This is a genomic window from Alphaproteobacteria bacterium, assembly GCA_016870095.1.
GTDB lineage: Bacteria > Pseudomonadota > Alphaproteobacteria > Paracaedibacterales > VGCI01 > VGCI01.
On sequence record VGCI01000002.1, the window covers coordinates 1 to 22,358 of the forward strand.

General features: G+C 40.6%; 20 protein-coding genes and 1 pseudogene. 5 read left to right on the forward strand and 16 right to left on the reverse strand.

From position 1 onward, the window contains the following. Positions 1-107 precede the first annotated feature (107 nt). From FJX03_01495 to FJX03_01505, 3 genes are all read right to left on the reverse strand, one after another. Complete coding sequence (locus tag FJX03_01495; protein MBM3632371.1) at positions 108-704, reverse strand: hypothetical protein; 597 nt, start codon at positions 702-704, stop codon at positions 108-110. Between the two features lies 1 nt (position 705). Then, the gene (locus tag FJX03_01500; GenBank protein MBM3632372.1) at positions 706-1,554 is read right to left on the reverse strand and encodes a hypothetical protein; all 849 of its coding nucleotides are present in this window, start codon (positions 1,552-1,554) and stop codon (positions 706-708) included. Positions 1,555-2,520: 966 nt separating this feature from the next. Further along, positions 2,521-3,036, reverse strand: a complete 516-nt coding sequence (locus tag FJX03_01505; protein ID MBM3632373.1) for a hypothetical protein — start codon at positions 3,034-3,036, stop codon at positions 2,521-2,523. 412 nt (positions 3,037-3,448) lie between these two features. Between FJX03_01505 and FJX03_01510 the strand changes: the two genes are divergently transcribed. Both FJX03_01510 and FJX03_01515 read left to right on the forward strand, forming a co-directional pair. Next, positions 3,449-3,685 carry a hypothetical protein gene (locus FJX03_01510; protein ID MBM3632374.1) on the forward strand — a complete coding sequence of 79 codons (237 nt, stop codon included), beginning with the start codon at positions 3,449-3,451 and terminating at the stop codon, positions 3,683-3,685. 29 nt (positions 3,686-3,714) lie between these two features. Next, positions 3,715-4,464 carry a DUF4917 family protein gene (locus FJX03_01515; GenBank protein MBM3632375.1) on the forward strand — a complete coding sequence of 250 codons (750 nt, stop codon included), beginning with the start codon at positions 3,715-3,717 and terminating at the stop codon, positions 4,462-4,464. 210 nt (positions 4,465-4,674) lie between these two features. Here the strand turns inward: FJX03_01515 and FJX03_01520 are convergent. Beyond that, positions 4,675-5,745 (reverse strand): annotated as a pseudogene (locus FJX03_01520) (IS5 family transposase). Positions 5,746-6,074: 329 nt separating this feature from the next. Next, the gene (traD, locus tag FJX03_01525) at positions 6,075-7,784 is read right to left on the reverse strand and encodes a type IV conjugative transfer system coupling protein TraD (GenBank protein ID MBM3632376.1); all 1,710 of its coding nucleotides are present in this window, start codon (positions 7,782-7,784) and stop codon (positions 6,075-6,077) included. Positions 7,785-7,909: 125 nt separating this feature from the next. Here traD and FJX03_01530 point away from each other — a divergent pair, with 125 nt between their 5' ends. Continuing rightward, positions 7,910-8,482: a DUF485 domain-containing protein gene (locus FJX03_01530; protein MBM3632377.1), complete on the forward strand. Its 573-nt coding sequence runs from the start codon at positions 7,910-7,912 to the stop codon at positions 8,480-8,482. Between the two features lie 32 nt (positions 8,483-8,514). Here the strand turns inward: FJX03_01530 and FJX03_01535 are convergent, their stop codons facing one another. From FJX03_01535 to FJX03_01560, 6 genes are read right to left on the reverse strand one after another with little or no spacing between them, the layout of a single operon-like run. Next, positions 8,515-11,229, reverse strand: coding sequence for a conjugal transfer protein TraG (locus FJX03_01535; GenBank protein ID MBM3632378.1), 2,715 nt, complete (start codon positions 11,227-11,229; stop codon positions 8,515-8,517). Between the two features lie 12 nt (positions 11,230-11,241). Beyond that, positions 11,242-12,582, reverse strand: coding sequence for a conjugal transfer protein TraH (locus FJX03_01540; GenBank protein MBM3632379.1), 1,341 nt, complete (start codon positions 12,580-12,582; stop codon positions 11,242-11,244). After that, positions 12,572-13,369 carry a conjugal transfer protein TraF gene (locus FJX03_01545; protein ID MBM3632380.1) on the reverse strand — a complete coding sequence of 266 codons (798 nt, stop codon included), beginning with the start codon at positions 13,367-13,369 and terminating at the stop codon, positions 12,572-12,574. The genes FJX03_01540 and FJX03_01545 overlap by 11 nt, the downstream gene beginning before the upstream one ends. Then, complete coding sequence (locus tag FJX03_01550; protein MBM3632381.1) at positions 13,356-14,954, reverse strand: conjugal transfer protein TraN; 1,599 nt, start codon at positions 14,952-14,954, stop codon at positions 13,356-13,358. The genes FJX03_01545 and FJX03_01550 overlap by 14 nt, the downstream gene beginning before the upstream one ends. Then, positions 14,951-15,589, reverse strand: a complete 639-nt coding sequence (trbC, locus tag FJX03_01555) for a type-F conjugative transfer system pilin assembly protein TrbC (protein ID MBM3632382.1) — start codon at positions 15,587-15,589, stop codon at positions 14,951-14,953. Before trbC ends, FJX03_01550 begins: the two co-directional genes overlap by 4 nt. A 22-nt stretch (positions 15,590-15,611) precedes the next feature. Then, the gene (locus FJX03_01560) at positions 15,612-16,586 is read right to left on the reverse strand and encodes a conjugal transfer protein (protein MBM3632383.1); all 975 of its coding nucleotides are present in this window, start codon (positions 16,584-16,586) and stop codon (positions 15,612-15,614) included. A gap of 56 nt (positions 16,587-16,642) precedes the next feature. On the opposite strand from FJX03_01560, the gene FJX03_01565 reads away from it, so the two are divergent. Together FJX03_01565 and FJX03_01570 are read left to right on the forward strand one after the other, a co-directional pair. Continuing rightward, on the forward strand, positions 16,643-16,885 hold the full coding sequence (locus tag FJX03_01565) for a ribbon-helix-helix domain-containing protein (GenBank protein ID MBM3632384.1): 243 nt from the start codon (positions 16,643-16,645) through the stop codon (positions 16,883-16,885). Then, complete coding sequence (locus FJX03_01570) at positions 16,869-17,135, forward strand: type II toxin-antitoxin system RelE/ParE family toxin (protein MBM3632385.1); 267 nt, start codon at positions 16,869-16,871, stop codon at positions 17,133-17,135. Before FJX03_01565 ends, FJX03_01570 begins: the two co-directional genes overlap by 17 nt. A 4-nt stretch (positions 17,136-17,139) precedes the next feature. On the opposite strand, the gene traW is transcribed toward FJX03_01570, so the two are convergent. Genes traW through FJX03_01595 form a run of 5 tightly spaced genes read right to left on the reverse strand, consistent with a single transcriptional unit; the run spans position 17,140 to position 22,351 of the window. After that, on the reverse strand, positions 17,140-17,790 hold the full coding sequence (gene traW, locus FJX03_01575; GenBank protein ID MBM3632386.1) for a type-F conjugative transfer system protein TraW: 651 nt from the start codon (positions 17,788-17,790) through the stop codon (positions 17,140-17,142). Continuing rightward, positions 17,762-20,386: a type IV secretion system protein TraC gene (gene traC / locus FJX03_01580; protein ID MBM3632387.1), complete on the reverse strand. Its 2,625-nt coding sequence runs from the start codon at positions 20,384-20,386 to the stop codon at positions 17,762-17,764. Before traC ends, traW begins: the two co-directional genes overlap by 29 nt. Before the next feature lie 12 nt (positions 20,387-20,398). Further along, on the reverse strand, positions 20,399-20,692 hold the full coding sequence (locus FJX03_01585) for a hypothetical protein (GenBank protein ID MBM3632388.1): 294 nt from the start codon (positions 20,690-20,692) through the stop codon (positions 20,399-20,401). Next, complete coding sequence (locus FJX03_01590) at positions 20,693-22,024, reverse strand: hypothetical protein (protein ID MBM3632389.1); 1,332 nt, start codon at positions 22,022-22,024, stop codon at positions 20,693-20,695. Between the two features lie 18 nt (positions 22,025-22,042). Further along, on the reverse strand, positions 22,043-22,351 hold the full coding sequence (locus tag FJX03_01595) for a hypothetical protein (GenBank protein ID MBM3632390.1): 309 nt from the start codon (positions 22,349-22,351) through the stop codon (positions 22,043-22,045). Positions 22,352-22,358: the final 7 nt, after the last annotated feature.

Sequence of the window (22,358 nt, forward strand, 5' to 3'; positions counted from 1 at the left end):
TGATAGCTTCAGCACCGAAAGAACATAGATCAATCAATGATTCTATTGTGTTGCAGGGAAACATAAGCTCTCTCCATTAAACAGAAATCCTAAATTAAAAACTGGACCTATTGTGGGGGGCTTGACAGTAAAATTCTTATTATTTCATTACCAATACCACTTAAGAATATAATTGGCTTTTTTTTATCCTCACTTAGGATTGGTATTTCAACTCTTTCACCTGTTTCTGAAATATATTCTAATGCGGCATTGCATGCATTGCGATGTTTTAACCGTTCAAAGTTTCTTCTTAAAATTGTACGAACTTTCTCATTTTTGAATAAATCTTCCGTGGGATCTAAATTTTGTTCCATATAATCTGCAATCTTTTGACCATCATCATTTAATTCCATAAAAAATGTTTTAAGTTCAAATGGACAAGAAGGATCTAAAATAATTCCTTGAACGAGCTCAACAATATTTATTTTATTGAGTTGCTCTTGGAATGTTCTTAAAGAGTGATATAATTTTGCGTGAGTTTGTTCAAAAGAGAGGTCGCTTGATTCTTTATCAACAATTAAACTTCTTTTCCATAGAAAGCCCTCATCTTCTAATGCTAAATTTTCTAATGTTACACTTGGAATAGAGTCAACACATATAGCAATATGGGACTGTAATAAAAAGATAAAAGCCCAAATTCTAAAGAAAAAGGGTATATTTCGCATATTATTTAATAACTATTTTTAGAGTATCCCGGTTTTTTAGGGGGATATATTCGCGTAAGTATTGAAGGGTTAATTCTCCGGGTCCAAAGTTTTTCCCAATGTTTATTTTTCTTAAATGTTCTAAATGAAATAAATTTATTAAACATCTAAGACCATTATCGCTTATTTTATTGCTGCGTATGTTAATTTCTTCAAGCAAAACATGATTCGCTAATTCATTTACAACAACAAGAAGTCCATCATCTGAAAGCAAATTATTTTCAAGGGTTAAGGATATAAATGTACCTCGCATTCGATTTAAATATGATGCAACTTCACTAGTTATACGCGGACTTGAATTACCGAGATTATTTTCTGAACGTATATCAGAACCTAACTTGTCGAAGACAATTGCTCTATTAGAAAGATCAAGGAAACTTAAAGACCTAAACATTGATTTAATTCTTTTTTCTGTAAGATCTAATTCTTGTTCAAGTCCAAAAATCCCCTTTGATTGTACCCACGCCCATAAACGTCGAGCACTAGGTTCTAACATTCCGTAGATTTGGGGGTTTTTTAATTTGGATATTGTGCTAGCGCTAATACTTGATGCCTGGGCAAGAACATCTTGCGAAGGGCACGCACGTATAAATCGTATTACTAGCTCTCTGTCATAATCTTTCCCAATAACTGTCCGTATCAAACTTTCTTCATGAGAAAGCTCACGTTTTACAGGCACATTAACTTCTGAGAAAGACATATTTTCTAGCCTCTTTTCTAGGCCTTCTAATTCATTTTCAATAGATACAACTGCATCAATGTAAAAAGCACATAATACAAAAAAAAGGGAAAATTTTATAGGTTTTTTCATTTTTGTAACCTTTCGTAATTTACATAGTATTCTAATCCTTTTAACAGAATAAGGATAGTCAAAATTTAATTTTCAAATTTAATAATCTTAGTAGACCATTTATCACCTAAGTTTTATGGATATGCTGAATTTATTGAGAAAGTTTGGAAGAAGAAGTAGAGTCGTTTTGTAAAAAGGCTGGCTCTATCTATGGCAGAGAACTATAATAGATACCGGGAACCTAAAAGTATCATCGAATATACTGTGAGGCATCACTATCTCTATAAGTTTAGCTTAAGAGATGTAAGTGAAATGCTCATGGAGCAAGGCCCGAAAGTTCCTTATGAGACCATTCGTAAATAGTGTAATTGGGGTCCTCGTGCTTATGAGCTATCCTTAACAAGGATACGGCAGGACCTGTGGATTTATGCCTACCTTGCTCTCATTGTTGTAAAGTACGCATGCTAATACCCATAAGAGAAGAAAAAGCTGCTTGCGATAAAATTAATTCATAACGAACGCTGCTACGTCCTCAAAATCATTTGTTCCGGAATCGAGCTTTTTGGTGTCTGTTATATTCATGTGTCATTTCCTTTTTTGAGTTCATGTTATACTCAATAACACAGTCTTGTGAACACTCCCCTCTTCCAACATTTTACTCCAAACAATTTGACGCGGCCCAGCTTAAGCCTTTCCTTTTGATTCAACTGTTGATACTTTTTCATGGCAACAATCCTTTTCTTTTTTATCAAAAAGTAAGATTGTTGCACTTCTTTCTAGAATCCAAGCGTCGCACTATTTAGCCTGCTTAAAAAATAAGCTATCGATGATACTCTGCTTCAATTTCATTCCGGTCATGAAAGTTTGCAATTTCATACAATATATTGAAAACATTCCATTCCTGACGCTCAATATGAGTAAGAAAACGTTATTACAAAACTTCCAATTTAAGGATGTATTTTTGCAAGCGGCCCTTCAAACGAATCCTTACATCGGGCCTACTTCTTCCTCCTCTTCATCAGATATTGGTGGGTGTATCTCTAAAAGATGCCAGTATAATTCCTTTTCTTGATCTCTAAGTTCCTCAAGTTCTTTAGTTAACGCATGGTATTTAGATGTATATGATATTTCATCCCACCATTCAGGAGCTATTTCACCTGGCTTTTTTGCCTCTTCATTTATTTCAGTTTTTAAAGACTTTATTCTTTTTTTTCTTTCTTTTGATTCCTCTAACATAATCCTATGTCTTTTCTCCCTTTCTTGTTCCTCTACTTCTTCATCATAAAAATCAGTGGGGTCATTCTTTCTGAGTTGCAAATTAGGAGCATTATTACCATTATTACTTTCTTCTAATGTATTTAAATTCATATGGAGTTGAATGTTATTTTGGTTTAATGATAAGTTTTTATCAACTTTCTCTTTTTCATCGCTTGCGAAGTTATTTTCTAAAAGAATAGTACATATAAATACCACTCTTAATATGACATTACTTGATATTTTCATTGTGATTAAGATCCTTCCTTATTTCTGAGGGTTACTTACATGATAATCTTAATAAAATATCACTTCAGGTCAAATAAATTAACATAAATAATAATGAAATTAAACTGAATATTTTGATTAAAACATGATAAGGTGAAGTGCCCCCCACAAGAACCGGACACCTTGAATTAGCCGATTAAGTTACACCTCACTTGTCCAGTCTTAAGGGATAGCACTTTCGAGATCGTTTAAGTAATTGCCTAAAAAAACTTCTTACCTAAGAACGATAGATAATTGACAATATCTGAATATAAAGTAAGAGCTCATTTACATAAAAAACTTAAAGCAGGACTGGTGTACGTAGAGGCCCATTAATGATTTGTTTATAATGATTGATTAAGATGAGTTATCAAAATGCATGTTTGGAGAACTCATGAAATCATTTAATGAATTAGCAGATTTTTATCAACTTGTTAGAGAGATAAACAATAAAAGCCTTGTGTTTCAAAATTTATTGATTGGTAATGGGTTAGGCCTTTCACATCCTAATCCAAAAATTAATGAGGTATTTACGTTTGTCGCTAAAAAATTCATCGACAATAAGCTTATAGAAGCCTTGGAAATCAAAAGATTAATAGTCCTGAGAAATTTCTCGAGAAATCTTGGCTAATAATTAAAAAACACATCATTAATAAATATATGATAGATATATATAGTAAGCCCATGTTAATAAGGGAATATTATATATCGGATTTTCTAACAAGCTTCCATAATGTTTATACCGTTAACTATGATCCTTTCACATACTTGGCAATTTCGAGAATTATTAAGAAAAAAGGCAGAAAATATACCGATTGTATATTATTTGATGGAAACTATTTAGATTATAATAACTCCGAAGACAGAGTTATTAGCCGCTTAAATGATTCGAGCACTAGAAAGCTTCTTTATTTGCATGGTGGGTTTCATTTATTCATTAGAGAATCAGGTATAATAAGGTATTACAGGACTAATAACGACTTTCGTAGAACGGTTCGAAACCTTTTCAAAACCAAGGAAGAACAGCCATTATTAGTATTTGAAGTTAATTCTGAGCGTAAGCAAGAAATAATTAACAATAATAATTTTTTAAAAGCTGCTCATGAGCATCTTAAAGTTTCTAAAGGAAAACTCTTAATATTTGGGATGTCATTTAGAAATGATAATCATATTCTGAAATTGCTTTCGGAAAGTAACGCTGAAAAAATTTTCATTACATTCTTCCAGAAACATGAATACAAATATTTTTTTAAATTGTTAGCCGATAACGGATATCATAACTTTATCCAAAGAATATATCCTTACAAAATATCAAAGCATAGTAAACACATTCTTTGGGAGAAAGCTAGAAGAACACCATTTGAGAAGAAGTTGTTGCGATGGGATAATTATGGATTAAATTTAATATAATTATCCTAGTTTATCTTATTTTATTTACTCAGCAGCATATTAACTTAAAAACTGAGCATCTCTAAAAAGCCATATTTTCATGGATAGAAGTCATCAAAAGACTCACGCTGCAAAAAAAGCCATGATAATTGTTTGATAGCTGTTAATTTGATTGGCTTTTAAGCCTTTTTTGTAAGGAGTTTGGTCTCTTTTAGGACAAGCAAGGCGCAGTTATCCTGCTAAGACGCTTCGTTTTTCCCAAAAAACAAGCCTTTTCATATTATAAGCCATATTCGCAAGAGTGATTTTGACTGTAGCCCGTTGTAACCCGATCGTTCGGATAAATAACCCCATTTGTTCTTTTTGCACCGCAAAAACATGTTCAACTTTAGCCCGAATCTTAGACTTTGTCTTATTCCCTTGACGTAAGTAAACCGAAACAGGCTTGTTCTTTGGTTTCTTGCGATGAGGCTGAGAACGGAATCCTTGATCTGCTAAAAATCGTTCATTTTCTCCCGAACGATAGGCTGTATCACCCCATATCAGGCGAGCTGTATTATTCTTGTCTAATATCTTTTTGAGAACTTTACCATCATAGCAGCTTGCCTCTGTCACCTGATATTTGCGATTAAACCCATAACGGTTATCCGTTGAGATATGATTCTTGTAGCCAAAGAAAGGAATGGCAATATCAACAAGATTGTCTGACCCTTTTGATTTTTTGTACTTAACAATCTATCTCACATCTCGATCTTTTTGGGCTAATTTGGCAGGATTAGCTTTCCAATCTTCAAGAATGTTGCCAGCTTTAATTTGTTCTTTTTCTGATACAGTCATGCGTTGACGAGGAGCAGATACGATACTGGCATCAACAATTTGCCCACTCATGGCAAGAGAACCCTAGTCCTTTAATAACTGATCAAAAATCCCGAAAAGCTTCTTGTCCAACTCTTGGTGTTTTAATCGTTCCCGATAAAGCCAAACTGTTTTGGCATCAGGAATTATATCCCATAGATGAAGCCCCAAGAATCTCATAAAACTCAAGCGGTCTTTAATTTGAAATTCAATCTGGTCATCAGATAAGGTATAGAGACTCTGTAAAATCAAAATCTTAATCATCAGGACGCTATCGTAAGGAGGACGACCTCCTTTGGAACGATCTGGCGCTAGGCAAAGGCTAGATTCTAATTCACCCCGAAACACTTCAAAATCAACAACTTCTTCTATTTTCTCAAGAGGATCTCCAAACTTTGATAAACTCTCGCACCGATTCGATAAATCAAAAAATCCAGGATGACTCATCCTAAACTCACCCTTGCTTCTTCTTACTTAGTCTGAGCCGAGTTTATCACAGATCCTTCCATCCTTCAGGCGGTTTTTAGAGGTGCTCAACTTTGCATGTATCAAACCTTAGGGAGTTCTAGTAAGTAATGCTTAACTTCCTCAATAGTCATTATGCCTCTTAACTTTAAACGCCTTTTCTAGATCGGCTTGTAGTGCCTTAATGCGCGCGTTCTACGTGATCTTTAGCTTGCTGAGATTTCGCACAAATAATCTCTATATTTAATTCTTTTAAGGCTCAGCCAAATTGCGTAATTCCATAATGATCGATAATTTATTTTATGAAAAGTTTAATTTATACTTTCTTTAAATCCATTTGCTACATTCGGTAGCTTATGAATTTTGAATTTCACCTTCGCAATTGGATAGTCTCCTGGAAGCTTTAGGTAGGCTTGTAAGTCCGGCAATTTCATCAAACGATCAGGATGGATCGTTGGCTTTTCTTTGCGTTGGTCGTTGAGAGAGACCCCGTCTCGCATCTGGTGAGCACCATACGAGATATTCTCCATTGTTTCGGAGACTTCTTGAGTACCTAGCCACTTAGACATACGCTCGGCAATCTCTGCTCCTTCTATGCGAAACACCACTTTTGTACTACATAGGTTAGCGATGGATTTGACGATATGTTGGCCATAAATCTCGTCTAATTGACTCATATCCTGGGTGCCTAAAATCGCGCATCCTCCATACTTTCGAATTTCGGCTAACATAGTTTGCAACTTCGGCAATTTCTTGATGGCTGGAAGCTCATCAACGACGATCCAGAGGCGGCGTTCCTGACTATCGGGAAGACCCATCAGTGCCTCCGTCGCAATGGCCGTCCATAGGGACATAAGCGGCGCAATTTCCTCACGCAATTCGGGTGGCGAGGATAAGAACAGCCAACCTTCACTCTCTTCATCTTTTACCCATTCTCGAATAGAAAAGGGGCGCTCGGTTTCTTTAAAGAATGTTAAACACTCTGTATGGGCTTGCAAGTTTGATCGCACGCCCATCACTGTCTCAGCCGCATCTGCATTCATAATGGCTGCAGCATTGCTATCCTTATAAAATGATTCGATTTCACGTATGGGCCCGTTGGTTGCATAACGGAAGAAGTCTTTATTGGTCAGCCGATGGAGTGCGTGCAGCTTTTCAGCCGTCGCCATAAAAACTACCCGACTGGCTTTCGTCCAATAAGATTCATTACCTTTGCCGTCCGCAGGTATGAGAACCGATGATATCAGGCGTAAGTGATGAAGTTTCGGACAATCGCCCCAAGTATTCCAAGGTTTTGAGCGTGCATCCTGGGGATTCAATATGATGTCTTTCTCTGATCGATAATACTTTTCAATAAAACCACCCGTCATATCAACAATGATTGCGCGCTGTTTCTTGGCTCGAATCTGCTGTAAAAGTTCATGTATGCAATTGGTTTTACCTGATCCCGTCGTTCCAATTATCAACGTGTGCTGCTTCTCCTTATCTTTGATGAGAGGAACACCCCCTAAAGTGAAGTCCGAAGTCTCTTTGCGCCTTTTTATCAACTTCTTGAGTGTTTTAGCCGAAACAACTTCCGTTCCCGATAGGATGCGTTTACGGGCTGTAGAATGTCCTCTCCATATCCAAATTCCACAAATGAAGCAGAATACCCAAACCATCACTCTAAGCGAAAGCCACGCATTGTCGATAATCTGTTGTTTCACATTTTTGGCATGAATTTGATGTCTGCGGTCTTTATAGATGTTGATTGAACGAACGATTCTTTGAGTTCCATTCGGATCAGTGTAAAATTGTGTGAGTTTGTTTTTCTTCACAAAAGGAAGGTCTAGCTTAAACTCTGCCCAATGATAAGCCCATGCTGCTGAGCGTTCGTAAGGTGTGTAATCAAGCCAGCTCTTCGTTCCAAAGAACAATATGCCTATCAACATTGTAGTGATAATCGTGACAACCAGCACTTGACGAATCATATGGAGATTATGGAGGGTAACCTGACCACCTCGAGTAAAAGTTTTCATCATGAGCTTTGCTCCTTTGAGATTGTTAAAAGTGCCACACATCTATGATTTTGTTGAAGAAAAGATTGAAGAATTTCCATTTGCTTTAAATATTTTGTGGTAAAGTTAATCATGGAAGGATGGAAAAGATGACTGATACAGCCAATACATCTATCGAAACTCCGTTGGAAGAAGTTCCTAAGTTCAAAGTGAAGTTTTATCGCGATAAACGCATTTACATTACGGCCTTGATGAGCTTCTGCATCTTTGTTGCTACGGAAAACCTCTTCCTTTCCCTTCTGTCTCATGTGATGTTGACCCTTTTTTGGGAATGGTGGTTCTTTACCTATAGAGGCTATAAAGACTCTTTGCGTGCTTCTGAAGCCTATTTCCAATGGACTCAAGTGACTCCCCAGCAAATGGATGAGTTTAATGCATTCATGATTAAATTGCGCAGAATAGCATTTCCAATGAGTATTTTCATGGCCCTCACGTTTTATTTTTTTGTAGAAGATGTGGGTTACTACACTGCATTTCTGTTCACATATCTTGGTATCGTTGTCATCCCCTCTGGAATTGCGATGCTGCTTGGAAAAATTAAATATCCCTATCCACCACTTAGTAAGAATCAAGAGTACCAATGGTCTTATCCGATGAGCGTTATTCACAGTCCGATGTACAATGCGGCTTCGAATAACAAGCTGGCAAATCCCTACTCTTGATGGAATTGGATTTATGAAGGATAAATTCATAATTATTTCCATATTTTATTCCAAGACTTCTTTATAAGACCTTTACTCTTTTTACTTTCAAATGCCTGCTCGTTTGCATCAAATTCTCCACGGAACTCTTCATTGGTAAGAGGGACTTTGTATTGATCTATGGTCTGTCTTGTCTCTTGACGACGAGCCTGTAATTTTGCTTCCAGCTCATAACCTCCTTGATTGAGATTCTGCTTCTGCCGCATCTCCTCAAGGCCAGAACTGCTTGTTGGCATTGAGTTTATGTTTTGCCTCGAGTCAGTATTGTGCTGTTGAATATCTGCCCTTGATGAAAGCTCTTTTGGCTGCATAACGGATTGATTGTTATCAAGGAATCCTTCGATTTCCTTTTGGTAAGCAGTTGGATTTTGGGTTTGCCAAGCTGCTGCTGCCAACTTGTCTCCACTAAATTGTTTATCTGCAATATAGGATAATGAAGAGTCATTGAGGTTGCTTCCGGAAGCGATTCCCTTTTGTCGCTGAAGCGAGGCAGTTTCGCTCCACATTTGAGATTCTTGAAGGCTTGCAGCAGCTTGCTCTGAGAAGCTTTCAGCCTTGTTAAAATGCTCTTGAACTTGATCGAGCATCTGACTTGATGAAGTGTTACTAATGGCTCCTTTATTATCCTCAACGTATTGCAATCCATGACTTAAGTTATCGGCAAATTGTTTTGCAACACCGCTTTTAAGATGCTGAGACATTCCTTCACTATCTTTTGCAGAAGCCTGGAATTGGCCGCCTAAATTTGCTGCTATTCTTCCAAATAGGCCCCCTGACCCCACACCCGCTTCTCCACTAGCACCTAGCAATATATTAAAAGCCTTATCTTCAGATAAGTTATGATCCTTGGCAAATTGCTTAGCAATATCCATGGAGTTTGATAAGGATTTTTGGGCACTTGCTGAACCACTCTCGCCAAACGTTTCTGTAAATCCTTGGCTATCAGCAAGACTCTTGGTTAAGGAAAATAACTGATTCATTCCCATCTGAACCTGCTGACCTGCTGCCTTTGTGTGGCTGAGTGAAGATTGAAGAGCTACCTGACTTTGAAGTCCAGACATTGCACTTACAGCATCGTTTTGAGAGACATTCGTACCGAGTTGTGTTTGATGTTCTTGTAAACTTAGTTGCCCTTCGGTTCCATAGAGGGCGGCCATCTTCCCATCATCAAAGCGAGATCCATAATTGAAGGAAGAACCCAACTGCTGTTGAGCAACTTGAGAGTTAGCAATATGACGTGTATGTAAATTTTGTGCATCAAATGACACATTGCCATCAACAACTTCAGCACCTGCTTTGCCTGCAAAGGTTTCTCCGCCTTGGGTGAATGAAGAAGATAATTGAGAAAAAGCATAGCCCCCACTCCAGAGAAGCGCATAGGAAATGAAAGGAACCGAGTATTGTAATCCCATCACAAAACAATATGCATTGTAGGCAGCATCAGCCAACCCATTCTGAGTCATGAGATTAAGACCTTGCCCGTATCCAATTGTTTGAGAAGCCATACTTTGACTTGCAAACATATGGCCTAAGGCATTGAGGATTGCCAATAAGATTGGCCAGGTAGCCAGCCATGCCATCACCTTTACCCATGTGACAAGCAACCCAATTCCACCTGGTAAGAAAGTCATGGGAGCCATAACCGCAAAATAGATCAATGCGAGCGTAAAGATGATGGTGTGAAGAATAGGAATTTGAGATCCCGCCAAAGCAGCTTTGACGAGAAATGAGCTATCCTGCTGCGCGATGCCACGGTCTGCGTTCAGATGAGCGAGTTCAGCGCTATTGCGCCTTAAACCGAGCTCATCACGCTTGTCTTGAAGAGCACCGCGATAGCTATTCAACATCAGCTCTTGCTGAATGATGTGAGCCGCATCGCTTGATCCTCGTGCAAGATATTGCCATGCATCCCCAAAATATTGTTTCAAGCGGCGCGTCTGGGTTTCAGCATCGCCTTTCACGTCGAACATCTTCATAGCTAGAGATTTGAAACCCGTCTCTACTTCGATGGGAATGATTGCTCTCACCTTTTGGGCACACTCTCGACAGTTCATGAAGGCAGATTGGCCATTGAGTTGTCGCCAATAAATCCCTAAAAGTGGATGGGGATTTGCCTCAATAAACCCGAGCATATCTTCTGTTTCTAATGCCGCCTTTTTGCCGGGCTCCAGGTTAGAGAATACATACGGCCATGCAAAACATTGTCGGGTAAAATCTTTCAAGTTCTCACGGATAAGGGGATCTCGGATACTCAAGGTGTGAGCCGCTTGAATCAACTTTGCACCGAACATCGGTCCAACCCTGGAAAACCGCTCCATGTCGCTTGACGTGAATACCGTTTCGATATGCTCTGTCAAAAATTCGCTGATTGTGCTGGAGAGGCTTGCCACCGCTGCGATGCCAAGGGGAATATTATCAATTTTGCTGTACTTAAAATTCAGGTCAACCTTGTCGATAATATTGACGGAAGCTTTAGGTCCATAGAACAAGGCGACCAGAAGAAATGTCGGTAATATCCACTCTTTAAATAATATTGGCAATGATCCACCTGGAACTGACCTGACGGCTGTATAGAGTAAAGCAATGCCAATTGTTAAGCTACCAACAGATGTAAAATAAGGATTCTGACTTGCAAAGATTAAGCTGATCCCATTGAAGATGGTCCAGAGAATCTTGCCGCCCCCATAGATATAAACAACGTATTCCATGTAACACGCTCCTTAACTGTTTTTTGCAACAATGGCTTGCTCTATGGCTTGTATGGTTTGGTTCAGAATGGTGATGGAACCGCCATTGGCTCCAATCAACAAGGATTGAACGCGAGACCGAGACCTTTGCAAGTTTTTCTTGAAACTCTCGATCGCCGTATCTTCCAGCTGAATCTTTTGCAATGCATCAACAGCCTCAAGGACTTCACTCATCACGCGATCGAATTGTGTGAGAATCACATTGGCCGCGATGTATTCAGCCGCATCCTGCATGAGGAAAGGCGTACCAGCGGCCACACTCACTTGGATATAACGATAGACGGGAACATTGACTGCATCATTCAGAAACGCAATATCTTCTGCTGCGATCGATTCTTTAGAGATATATTTTACCCGCAATTCCGAGATTTTATGGATGACTTTCGCTTTCATTGTCATGTTGGGGTGATCGCTGTTATCTTGGATGGTAATTTGTGTAAGACGCGGCGCAAGGCATTTCTGATCTTCATCACAAGTGAGCTGAGAGGTCGTTCCTCCCTTTAGATAAGCCGCAATAAAATCCTTCTGATCAGCCTTTGGTTCGATGACCTTGAGGCGAATAGTTTCACCCTCTCGTCTGGAAATCAATGTTCCGGTAACAGACATAATAAAAGAAGCCAGCTCTTTATTCTCGGCGTATTCTGGCATTTTTTTGAGAACATGCCACACAAGGTTGTATTCACCCAGCATGAGGTCTTTATATTTTACTTGGGCATTTTGAACGTTAGAATGAATGGCGTTGGGTTTCCCGCAATGTTGACGTGCACCAAACCAATCTTCACCGCCACTACGCCTCTCGTTCATGCAGATTTGTTCACTCGCTGCCGTTCCTTTCGGCCATAGACCACCGACAATCTTCTGACTCGCTTGGCAAGAATTGAGCATCATATTATTCATGTCTTGAACAGATTTACGAAGTTGAGACAAAAGATTTTCAACTTGAGGGGCCATGGTTTTCATAGCCAACTGAAGGCCATAGGTTGGAACCCCCGTTCCAATCTGACGAAGAAGCTGGGATAGTTGTTCCCCTTGCAAAAAGGAAAATGATCCAAAGTATAAATCAAGATTATTACACCCAGCTCCCAACTGAGGCAGGCTGATATTGATCGGTTGAACCACACTATTATTTTGACGCAATACATAGCCACCACCAGTATAATAACCCGCAGCCTGATCCTGAAACGCTCCGGGGGTTGTTCTATTCACTTGGCCGCCTAAGCTTTGGAAAAAGGTATCTAAAGCGCTGGCTTCGATAGGACTTGGGAAACAACACAAAAAGAAAAAGAACAAGGTGCTAATGGTTTTAGGAAACATGTGGCGCCTCCTCTAAAAATCGAATGATAACTTTTAAGTTTTCTCGAAGCTGAGACTGGTTCACCAACCCCCGAGCCAAAGGAATCACTTGACGAGTTTGCGGATTGACTAAGAACAAAGCCGGAAAGATACCCTCCGGATTAAGGACTGCAATGGTTCCATTATCAACTTCCGCATCAGTGAACAACTCAAGGGCCTTTCTTTCTGCGAATGTCGACGGTCGACCCCCGATAGCCTTACACTCAAAACCATAAATATTCATCAGGTCTTTGACGATGGGGGCAAATTCATGACAGTAGGGACAGTCCTCTTTAAAGAGAAAGAATAATCCATATGTTTTAGTCAAAGTCCTTATTTTCTGATCGAGTTGATGATCAAGTTGCTCCTGATAAACCTTTCGATGTTGGGGGCTTGGTTGATCGGATGAGCGAAAGTTTTGGGTAGTAAGAAGTGAAGCGAGCATCCAAGCTTTTTCGAACTCTGTTGCACGATTCATAATGGCATTCTGAGCCTGCTGCATCATTTGAACATTATCTAGGGTGGGCTCCAAAATTGCCTTAGCTTGGATCTCTTCAAAGTTCTTTCGCAATGTCTCTATTCTTCCGGGGTAAGAAAGCCTTTTTGATAGCTCATTTTTATTGATAGCAGAATCATTTTCTTCTTTCTTGATGATGGACAGAGAGCGCTTATACCAAAGCCACCCTTTTTGCTCACCTGAGTACCAGTTTGAATGAACTGGTGATATAAGAAAAATCAGAAGAAAAAGAATTGATCTAAAAATCCCCATGATCACGTCCTTGTATTTTTTGTGACTTGTTTATTTGACTTGTTTTATCCTTCATTGATTGTTGAATGCCTTGGGTAATCTTTTGAACGTTCGGTACTTTTGTGCTGACTGCAATATCCTGAAAAAGGTCCGAGAAATTGACTTTAGAAAAATCCATTTTTGACAATTGCTCAGCCGTAAGTCCTTGGCATTGAGGTTGTTGAGGATACCCGAATCTAAGTCCTAATTGTGCTCTTCCTTGTTCCTGAATAATTTTGGCAAGTTTACTATCGTAGCAGCAAAAGGTTGTTTTCTTTCGAATGCATTGACCTGCGAGCTTTTCAGCACAATATGTTCCCACCATCACACATCTGTTTTTATCCCGTAATTCTCGCAGCTCTTTCTCTTCAGCACCACATGAAGACAATTTGAGAGATACACCCCATCCTTTGCCAGACCCACAACAATCTCGAAAATCTAAACAATTGCGTGTGCACCGCCGATCTGTTCCTTTGAAGATAGTAGAAAAGTTCCGCAAATCATTCTGAGCTTCTTTCAGCACCGACATCTGACTCAATACTTCAAATAAATCTTGATTGGGTTTATAAGTGGTATCTGTACAGTCAACACTTAAACAAAAAGGGTTCTCTTTATTGGATGATTGAAAAGACTTTATAGATCTTTTGCTGGCAGGACAGCGGAAAGTTTGTTCCCAAAGAACACACGTGTTCCCAACCTTCTCTTGGCAAACAGAATTAGTCTGATAACAGCCTTTTTCTCGCAAACCTGCACAAGATTTAGTTGAACTCTTAAAACACGCATATTGATAATGTTCTTCAAAATGATCACGTGTAAGAGGCTCGCCTTGAATGGTTCGTGTTTCATTTTGAGGGCTTTTGGTGACACTCACATAACGACAAAGACCTTGCTCTACGAGCTTTTCAAGGTGGGTACATCCATCAACCCATTTTTCACTGATAACATCTACTTTTTTGGGGGCAACATCTACCCGAGATGCACATCCTCCGCAGTATTCTGTCCAATGGCTATAGTGCAGACTCCATCCACTTCTTTCCTTTCGTGCGTGCCCTGGACAATAGGCAATATTTGTTCTCAATTCAGGGGTGATTTTAAGGGCAATTTCTAAATGTTTTAAACAACCTTGTTGATATTCCTCACCACCCTCTGTGCAAGTTTTAATTTCTTCTGAGGGACTCTCAGAGCCAGGGGTTTCCATGGGAATTTCGGTGATATGTTCACTAAGGGTTTTTTGAGGGTCAGCAATGGCTTGATTGGCCGATACAACCAACGGATCTTTTTGTGAATCGATGACGTAGTGCTGTCGAGAATCAGAGGTGTCCCTAATCAGTTTGGCGGCCTCGTTGTCGTACATTATTTTCTGAGTTTCACTTCCAAGGTCATGACTCTTGATTTTTGACTGAGGCAGGTCTATTCCCCCATATCCTGGGACAACTTGAGGGTTTTGAGGTTTGGGGATGGGAAGACTTTGAGCCCATGAACTGCCTTGGTCAAAGGACTTGTTCATGGCTTCAACTATTGAAATCGTTGATAGAATCACCGCCAGTATTATGAAGGGCATCTTCATGATTTATTCCACATACCTTGGAGATTTTGGTATAGTTTCTGTGCTTCTGTCTTTAACTCTGCTTTTTTCCTAAATTGATCTAGCGCTTCAATTAAAGATATGTGCCCCTCAACTCGATCAATGGTTTGTTTGTTAACCAGTACAAATGTAGGAACGACGGTAATGTTATGATCATCAAACTTTGGTGGATCAATCTCAGCAGCGATGCCTAAATCCTGCATGTAAATTTGGGTTTTTGAAAAAGTTCCCCCAACAAGCCCCCGAAACACGATGTGAGCTCCTATCTTTTGAGCTTGTTGACCTAAGACTTTGATGGATTCTTGAGGCATACTTGATGAGACGAAGATGTAGAGTTGCGCAAGAGGTTTATCAACATCTTGAGATTTAAGATTCATGCCACATTTTCCGGATGGGTGGTCAGAATGCGCACCTGTACAAGCCTTTCCAGCTTTACCTCCGAGAATCTTAGAGATCTTTCTTGTCGGATCTTTAAGGGAATGGATCAGAGTTTTCGCGTCAATTGACCCAAACTTTGATGCTTGCTCTGCTTGACTAATAATTTCCTGAGCTTCCTTTCCAGCACATAAAGAGCCGAGAATCGTACCCAAAAAAATTATAATAATTCTTCTTTTCATAAGCTTTCCTCAAATCAACTAATCAAAGGAGACAGCAATCGCGACGCCTCCAAACCAAATACCCAAAATCCGATCCCTTATAGGGAAATTCCTTCCCTCCTTGCCACAATACTTCTGTATGGCCAAAGGGATAGCAATTAGACGCCGTGGGAATGGGGTAGGTCATCTGAAAGCGATACTGGCTTTTTTTAATGATCGGCATAGGGTATTTTGAGCATAAACCTTGTTGCCCATAAGTCCCCCACAGAAGCCCCTCTCTATGAAGTTTGGCCATAAACCGACCGGCAATGAGAAGACTTGCTTGAACACCCCCAGAATGATCACTCAATGTTCCTGTAAAAGGATAAAGTCCTCCTTGACACCCAGAGCACCAGAACAAGGAATCGAGCGGCAAGCTGGTAGAGGAGGCCACACAGTCCGCTGCACAAGAACTTTGCGCAAGAACATTGCCAAACAAGACAGCTTCTGGGTTTAAAATGAAGGATTTTTCGTCATCATTCCATAAGGGGTCGAGCTCTGTTAAATAGGCCAAGTCTATGGAAGTATTTTCAAGACAGACAAAATCCATCAAGACTTCTAGCCAATACATGATTGGATAAACATACCAATGTACCTGATAGAAGCTGTGGTGTGTGCCATCATCAGTATTCTCTTCAACATCTCCCCGATAACTAATACCAGAACTAGCGACTTGCATCCCGCCCATGTTTACCAGACAATAGGGCGTGCGGGTAACATCCACCATTCTGACGGGTTCCCAAAATCCGACAGGGATGCCTGGAACCGGCAAATTTAAGGGAGGTCTGTTACAGACACATATGGGTGAACTGGGTACAGGTGGGCTCGCGTTCCCCTTCACAACATTCATTCCCATGATAGTTAAAGGAAACACGCACTTCCAACAAATATCAGTCACTGGATTGACAAAACGGCCTACACAGGTGCTACAAATTGGCTGCATCATTGCACAAATTAGGAAAAGGCACTTGTAAAACATGTAAAACGTGCTATATTTAAGAATAGGATCATTCTTAAAAGGAGTTAAATACAATGATGTTAGGTGTACGCCTTCCCGAGTCTCTTGACCAACGGCTTGGTCAATTGGCTCAAAAAACCCATCGCCCAAAGAGCTTTTATGTAAAAGAAGCTTTGGAGGCATATTTGGATGAGAATGAGGAAATGTTTGCTACCATTGCTGATTATGAAGAGCAAAAGAAAAATGGAACCTTAGTGACTTATTCTTTGGAAGAAGTAATGAAGAAGCTAAAGATCGATAAAGATGACTTGGAAGATTAAGATTCGTCCCAATACGGAAAAGCAGCTGGAAAAGCTTGATCGAGAAGTACAGAAAAGGGTTTTGAGTTTTCTTTACAAGCGCCTTCTGCCAAGCAATAACCCAAGACAGTTTGGTAAAGCATTGCGAGGACGTATGAGCGGTTATTGGTCTTATCGAGTTGGAGATTACCGTATTATCGCTGACATTCAAGATCACCACCTTACAGTTGTTGCCGTCTCTATCAACCACCGTCGCCAAGTTTATATTTAACCCCTCACTCACCATCTAAGTGACCTTTCGTTTGTAATAGAGTTTCTATAGGAATTTCTTCGATCAAAAGAACCTTATCTTTTTGAGATACACGAACAGGAATTTTAGAAATATCAAACTTCTTTACTAGCAACCCACCTTGGTCAAAGAAGAATGTTCTCTTATGCTCTTTAGTTAATAGCATTGGTTTTCCACGTGTCAGGACGATCTTTCCCTCTTGAGATAAGGCCCATTTGACTTGGGAAGTATCATCCCCATCAATCAGAAGTAGTGGTTTCCCAAATGAGTAATAATCGAGGGGTTTATATCTGGTTCCAGCTATGGCAATTAAGTTGCCCTCATGATCTTTGATGTCTTTATCCAAAACAAAGGAAGGGTCATAATCTCTTGACTGATAAGTGGTCGTCTTTTGGAGACCTTCAACAGGTCTTGGCCGATCAATAGATTGACGGACTCTCATCTGAAGTTCTTTTTGATGTTCCGCAAGTTTTCCAGAAACTTGTAAATCATGGAGTTTTTCTTCAATGACTTTTAATAAACTTTTCTCAACAATTTCAAAGGTTGTCCCTATGGTACCCAAGTCCTTGGCACAGCAAGGAAGAATAGAAACGATGAAGAGGATGTTTTTAATCTTCAACCCAGCTCTCCCCAACATTGGTCGCGACACCTCGGGTCACAATATTTTGGGTCTCGACCCTTTGTGTTGAGCTATTTTGTCTTTCGATGACAGTTTCTATAGCTTCCTCGATCGAGGTGCCGCGTTTAATATGACTCTCAATGGCTTGGTATTCTTCGGCATTGGTTGAGTAAAGAAGGCGACTAAAGGGATCGAGTCGCAGACGCCCCACGATTCCATTAATACCCGGTCCAAAAATTGCAGCTTCTGAATAATGGGGCGGATTGGAGTGGATAGATCGTAGGAGCGCTTCCTTATATTCATTGTCTACAAAACCTTGAAGCTGATCGTGGTGCTTCAGAGAAGTGATGACATCACCTTCCTGATAGAGAATGCATTTCCATGCTGAACAATTAAACGCCTCAGTAGCCCCGGGAGATTCTTCTTTGAAATAGTCTGTCAAATGTTGCGTTCCCAAAATAATCGAACCCTTGTACTTACGAGAGGTACGGCTCGCTTCAGATATAAAGTCTCCCGTGTTTTTGCCACTGAGGAGCTTCCACGCTTCATCGATGATAATGAGGAATGGGGTTACGCGATCGCCTTTCGCCATTTCTTGATTGATTTGAATGATGAGCATTTGCACGACTACGGCCATGAGGCTTGGATAATTGCGCAAATGATCAGTTTCGATAACAACCAGCTTTTCCTTAAAGCTTGTATTAGCTGCCTTATTAAAGAAGTGCCCATAAGAGCCTTGAGAGGAAAATGCATATAGAGTTTGACAAAGATTTTTAGCAACCATCTGCTCATGGTTCTCCAGTAACTCTCTCACTGTATCAACAGAGCTCTTGGATTTGTAGGTCTCCCAAGACCCGCGGATGGCTTGCTCAATGTAGGCATTTTCTAAATCAGTTGTGCCGTTCTTTGGAGCCGCCATGACTTGAAAGATTGGACAAATCATAGCCAGCATTTCTTCTCGTTGGAGTATCTCTTCAGGGCTATTGCTTTCAGGAATATGAGTGAAGGGATTCAAGCTTATGGGATTCCGAATATCGAACTCGATGTGCTGTCCTTTGAGGATCTGGCATGTCTTCTTAAAGCTTCTTCCCAAATCCAAAACAAAAACCTTACCCCCGACACCCATGACCGTTGACATGAGTTCGTTCATAAAAACAGATTTTCCTGATCCACTTTGCCCAGCGATACAAACATTATAGTTATGATCAGTTTGGGCATTCGTTTCTCCTGGCAAAAAGGCTTTGCCAAAAGGATTCCAAAAGAAGAGCTGTCCTCGTCGTCCCACAAGCGGCATACCAGGAGATGCTTGGCCCTTCCATTCCCCAACAACGGGTAAGAGATTCTGAGCTTCTTTGGTTACAGTCTTCTTGGCTTTTGATAACTTTTCTAAGCCCGTTGCAGCTCCATAAGCCTTTTTTGAGAAGTACCCTGTTTTGGATGTCCCAATCGTCCATGTCATCGGCAATGAGGAAAGGAGAACGAATAAATGATCGTATTTGGTGGGTTGAAAGGCCCAGCCAGAAGTTCCCCATAACGCTCGTAAGTGCTGCTCATTTTCTTGGATTTCTTCAGGTCTTGAAAAGATCGTATAACTCAAGGACTCAATAATAACTTGCCCGCCAAGCTGAAGCTCTTCGACCGTTTCAACGCTTTCATCGTATTGTTCCTGCAAGTTTGGCATAAACTTGGACATCCCCTTCTTTAAAGAGTTCTCGAGAGTTTGGCGCTTTGCATACGCCTTAGCTTTGATCTTTCCCTGGTTGCTATCTACAAACAAACCAAAGTGAATGAGGAAGGGGCATGGAATCTTTTGACGTACTTCTAAAAGATCACCAATCATCCGATCCATATTCCCTAAAGACCACCGTTTCGGCCAAACCTTTGGGATATAGCTACGGCATATGGTTTGACCCTCGTTCAACAGCAGTTCGTTTTCCGTTGCCTTAAAGTTCTTATCCAAATCAAAAAATTGCTTCTTCAAGAAATCATGCTCTTGCCATTGACTAAACTGTGGATAGACATCCTGATGGATGTTCAGGATGGTACCGACTTCTCGGATCAAACCATCTGCATCAAGTGTTGTTGCTTGAATGCCTAAAGTCTCGAGGACGGCTTTCATTTCTTTTCGAAGACGCAACAATCTGTCTTTCTCAAAAGGTTGAGTGATATGTCCGGGAAGGGTATAGGAGATTAGCAATCGATAGTCTCGGATCAAAAATCCCCCTAGATCGTTGTATGCTTTGGCTTTTAAAAATTCTGAGCGACGCAAGGCCAGTTTTTGGAATATGGGATCATTTCGCAAAGATTCACTTCGGGCATCTTTCCAATAATCGAGATGAGGGCCAATGCAAGGACTCGCAAACAAGAGAAATTGCATTGATGTACCTTCAGTCAAATTTCCAGGTGTTCGAAAGAACTGAGCCATTTGCTGTTGATCCTCAAGACCTGCCCCAACAATGGGATTGGCGCTTAACACAAATCCTGTTGCCCCTTCATTGTAAAAAAGTTGAGATTGAGGTTCATAACTCTCATAAGGCAAAAGATCATTGAGACGCGGAATGTTGATCCACTCTTTCATCAAGTTTTCAAAGGTATCATCTTTGTTCGACGACATTAGCTCTTCCTCTCAAATGACAGGTGACTCATCAATTGAAATAACTTTGCTCATCTGATCCGGACCATAATAAATGAGCAATTGCTTCTTTTTGAGGTGGCACGTACCAGAGCTACAAACTGATTCATCTTTGTCTAAATCAATTTCACGACGATCAATCATTTTGTTCACTTTAGAAAGTGAGGCGCACCCAGCTCCTGTCCCATAAGGACAATCAAAGTGACTAGAATAAGTAGAACCGCTACAAGCACTCAAAAACAAGTAACCCAATAGAGAGAGCCCTTTTGGTATTTTCTCAAAACTCATTTAACCCTCCTGATGTTCTTGGTTTGAAATATCTTGTATGTTATTTAAAGATGCCCCGACAACTTTCAGGTCATTATCACTTTCGGACGTTAAAGAGACACCGCTCTTGAGAAGCACATCGACGACGCGACCACTAGCCACCATAATCACCGGCTGCATTTGTTCTGCTCGTTTAATTGAGAATTCGGCTAGCTTATCTAGGGCGTTACCTGCTCCTGAAGCGGCAGCCCCTTTTAGTGCATCTTCTTTGCTTAATGCATTGGTTTGACCAAAGGGAGTTCCAAAAGGGGAAGATGCGTATGTACCCGAAGTTGCTTCAAACTTTAAGAAGTTTGCTGCCGCTGACAGCATCGCCGCTCCAAAAGCCTCTCGTGCAACGGCCCCTGAACGATCCACAACTTGGCCCCGAATGCCTGCCAACCCATCCTCACCAACAACCCACCCCTCAATCGATTTCTCAATTTGAGTGCCATTTTTATCCTTCCAGGTTAAGCTTTCGAGCCGACAACGCGCCCGCTCACTGGAAATATCCCCATAGCATGCACCGATAAGCACAGCATCTCGTACCTGACCTTTTAAGCCGCCGGGGAGATTGCCATCATCAACCAATCGCAATTTAATCGGTTCTGGATTGCCTTGAGAGTTCGTCGCTGTGGAAGCTGCAACACCCATGTCCACAACTGCTTTACAGTAAGTTCCCCCTGGCAGATATAAGTCAGACGATTTTAAAGAAGAGCCCGCGAGGCGATGTCCAGTAATGTGGACAATTTTTGGACCCCGGCTTTTAGGGAGAGGATTATTTGCTGCCTCAATAGAAAGGGGCGAGGTAATAAATTCTGGTTGAGCCTTATGGGAAGTTTGGGGTTGTTCAATTGTCTGATTTGTCGTTTCGGCGATAGGCGCTTCATGTGAGGGTTGTGCTTTGAAGAGAGCTTCAAGAACATCTATTCGCTTTTCCAGCATTTCATTTTGTTGGTGAACTTGGTGTGTTTCTTTGCGAAGGCTTTCCGCCTTCTTTTCAACTCTATTGACCCAAGTTTCTCGCTCATCGACCGGACTTAATGGTGTTGCTAAAGCACTCATTACTTTCTCAACTGGGTTTCCGCTCTTAGAAGAGGATGCATTGTTATCTCCCGAGAAGCTAAGATAAAGTCCTGCGAACAGAAACACTGTTATTCCCCCACCAGAGAGAAGTAGCTGCTTTACCCTTAGTTTCTTTGAGGAAGCATTTAATGCCTGTGAGCCAGAATGTCCAGATAATCCGATCTTGTGGTACAGATTTTCTGAGAGGCCTCTTTTGAGCCTTTCCAATTTTTTGAATATCTCTTTCATAGGGATTCCTCTTCAGTATTAGTTCAATATGTTAAAAATTGCTTTTGACTTAACGAGAGCAGTGACGATGCCAATCCCCCCGGCAACACCGATCTGCGCTAAACCTTTTGGAATATCCCCCTGGTAACAGGAATATCCCCCTCCAACCACAAGCCCACCACCAATCAATAGAGATGCTAGATTGCCAAGGACAATGTCGCTTACCTTGGTGATTTGTGCATCTAAGGTGGCGTGAGCAAACCCCGTCGTAGTAAGCATTCCAAAGGATACATAACAAAGAGCTTTACCCCATACCTTTAATTCCGCTTTTGATATCAATAATTTCATATATGTT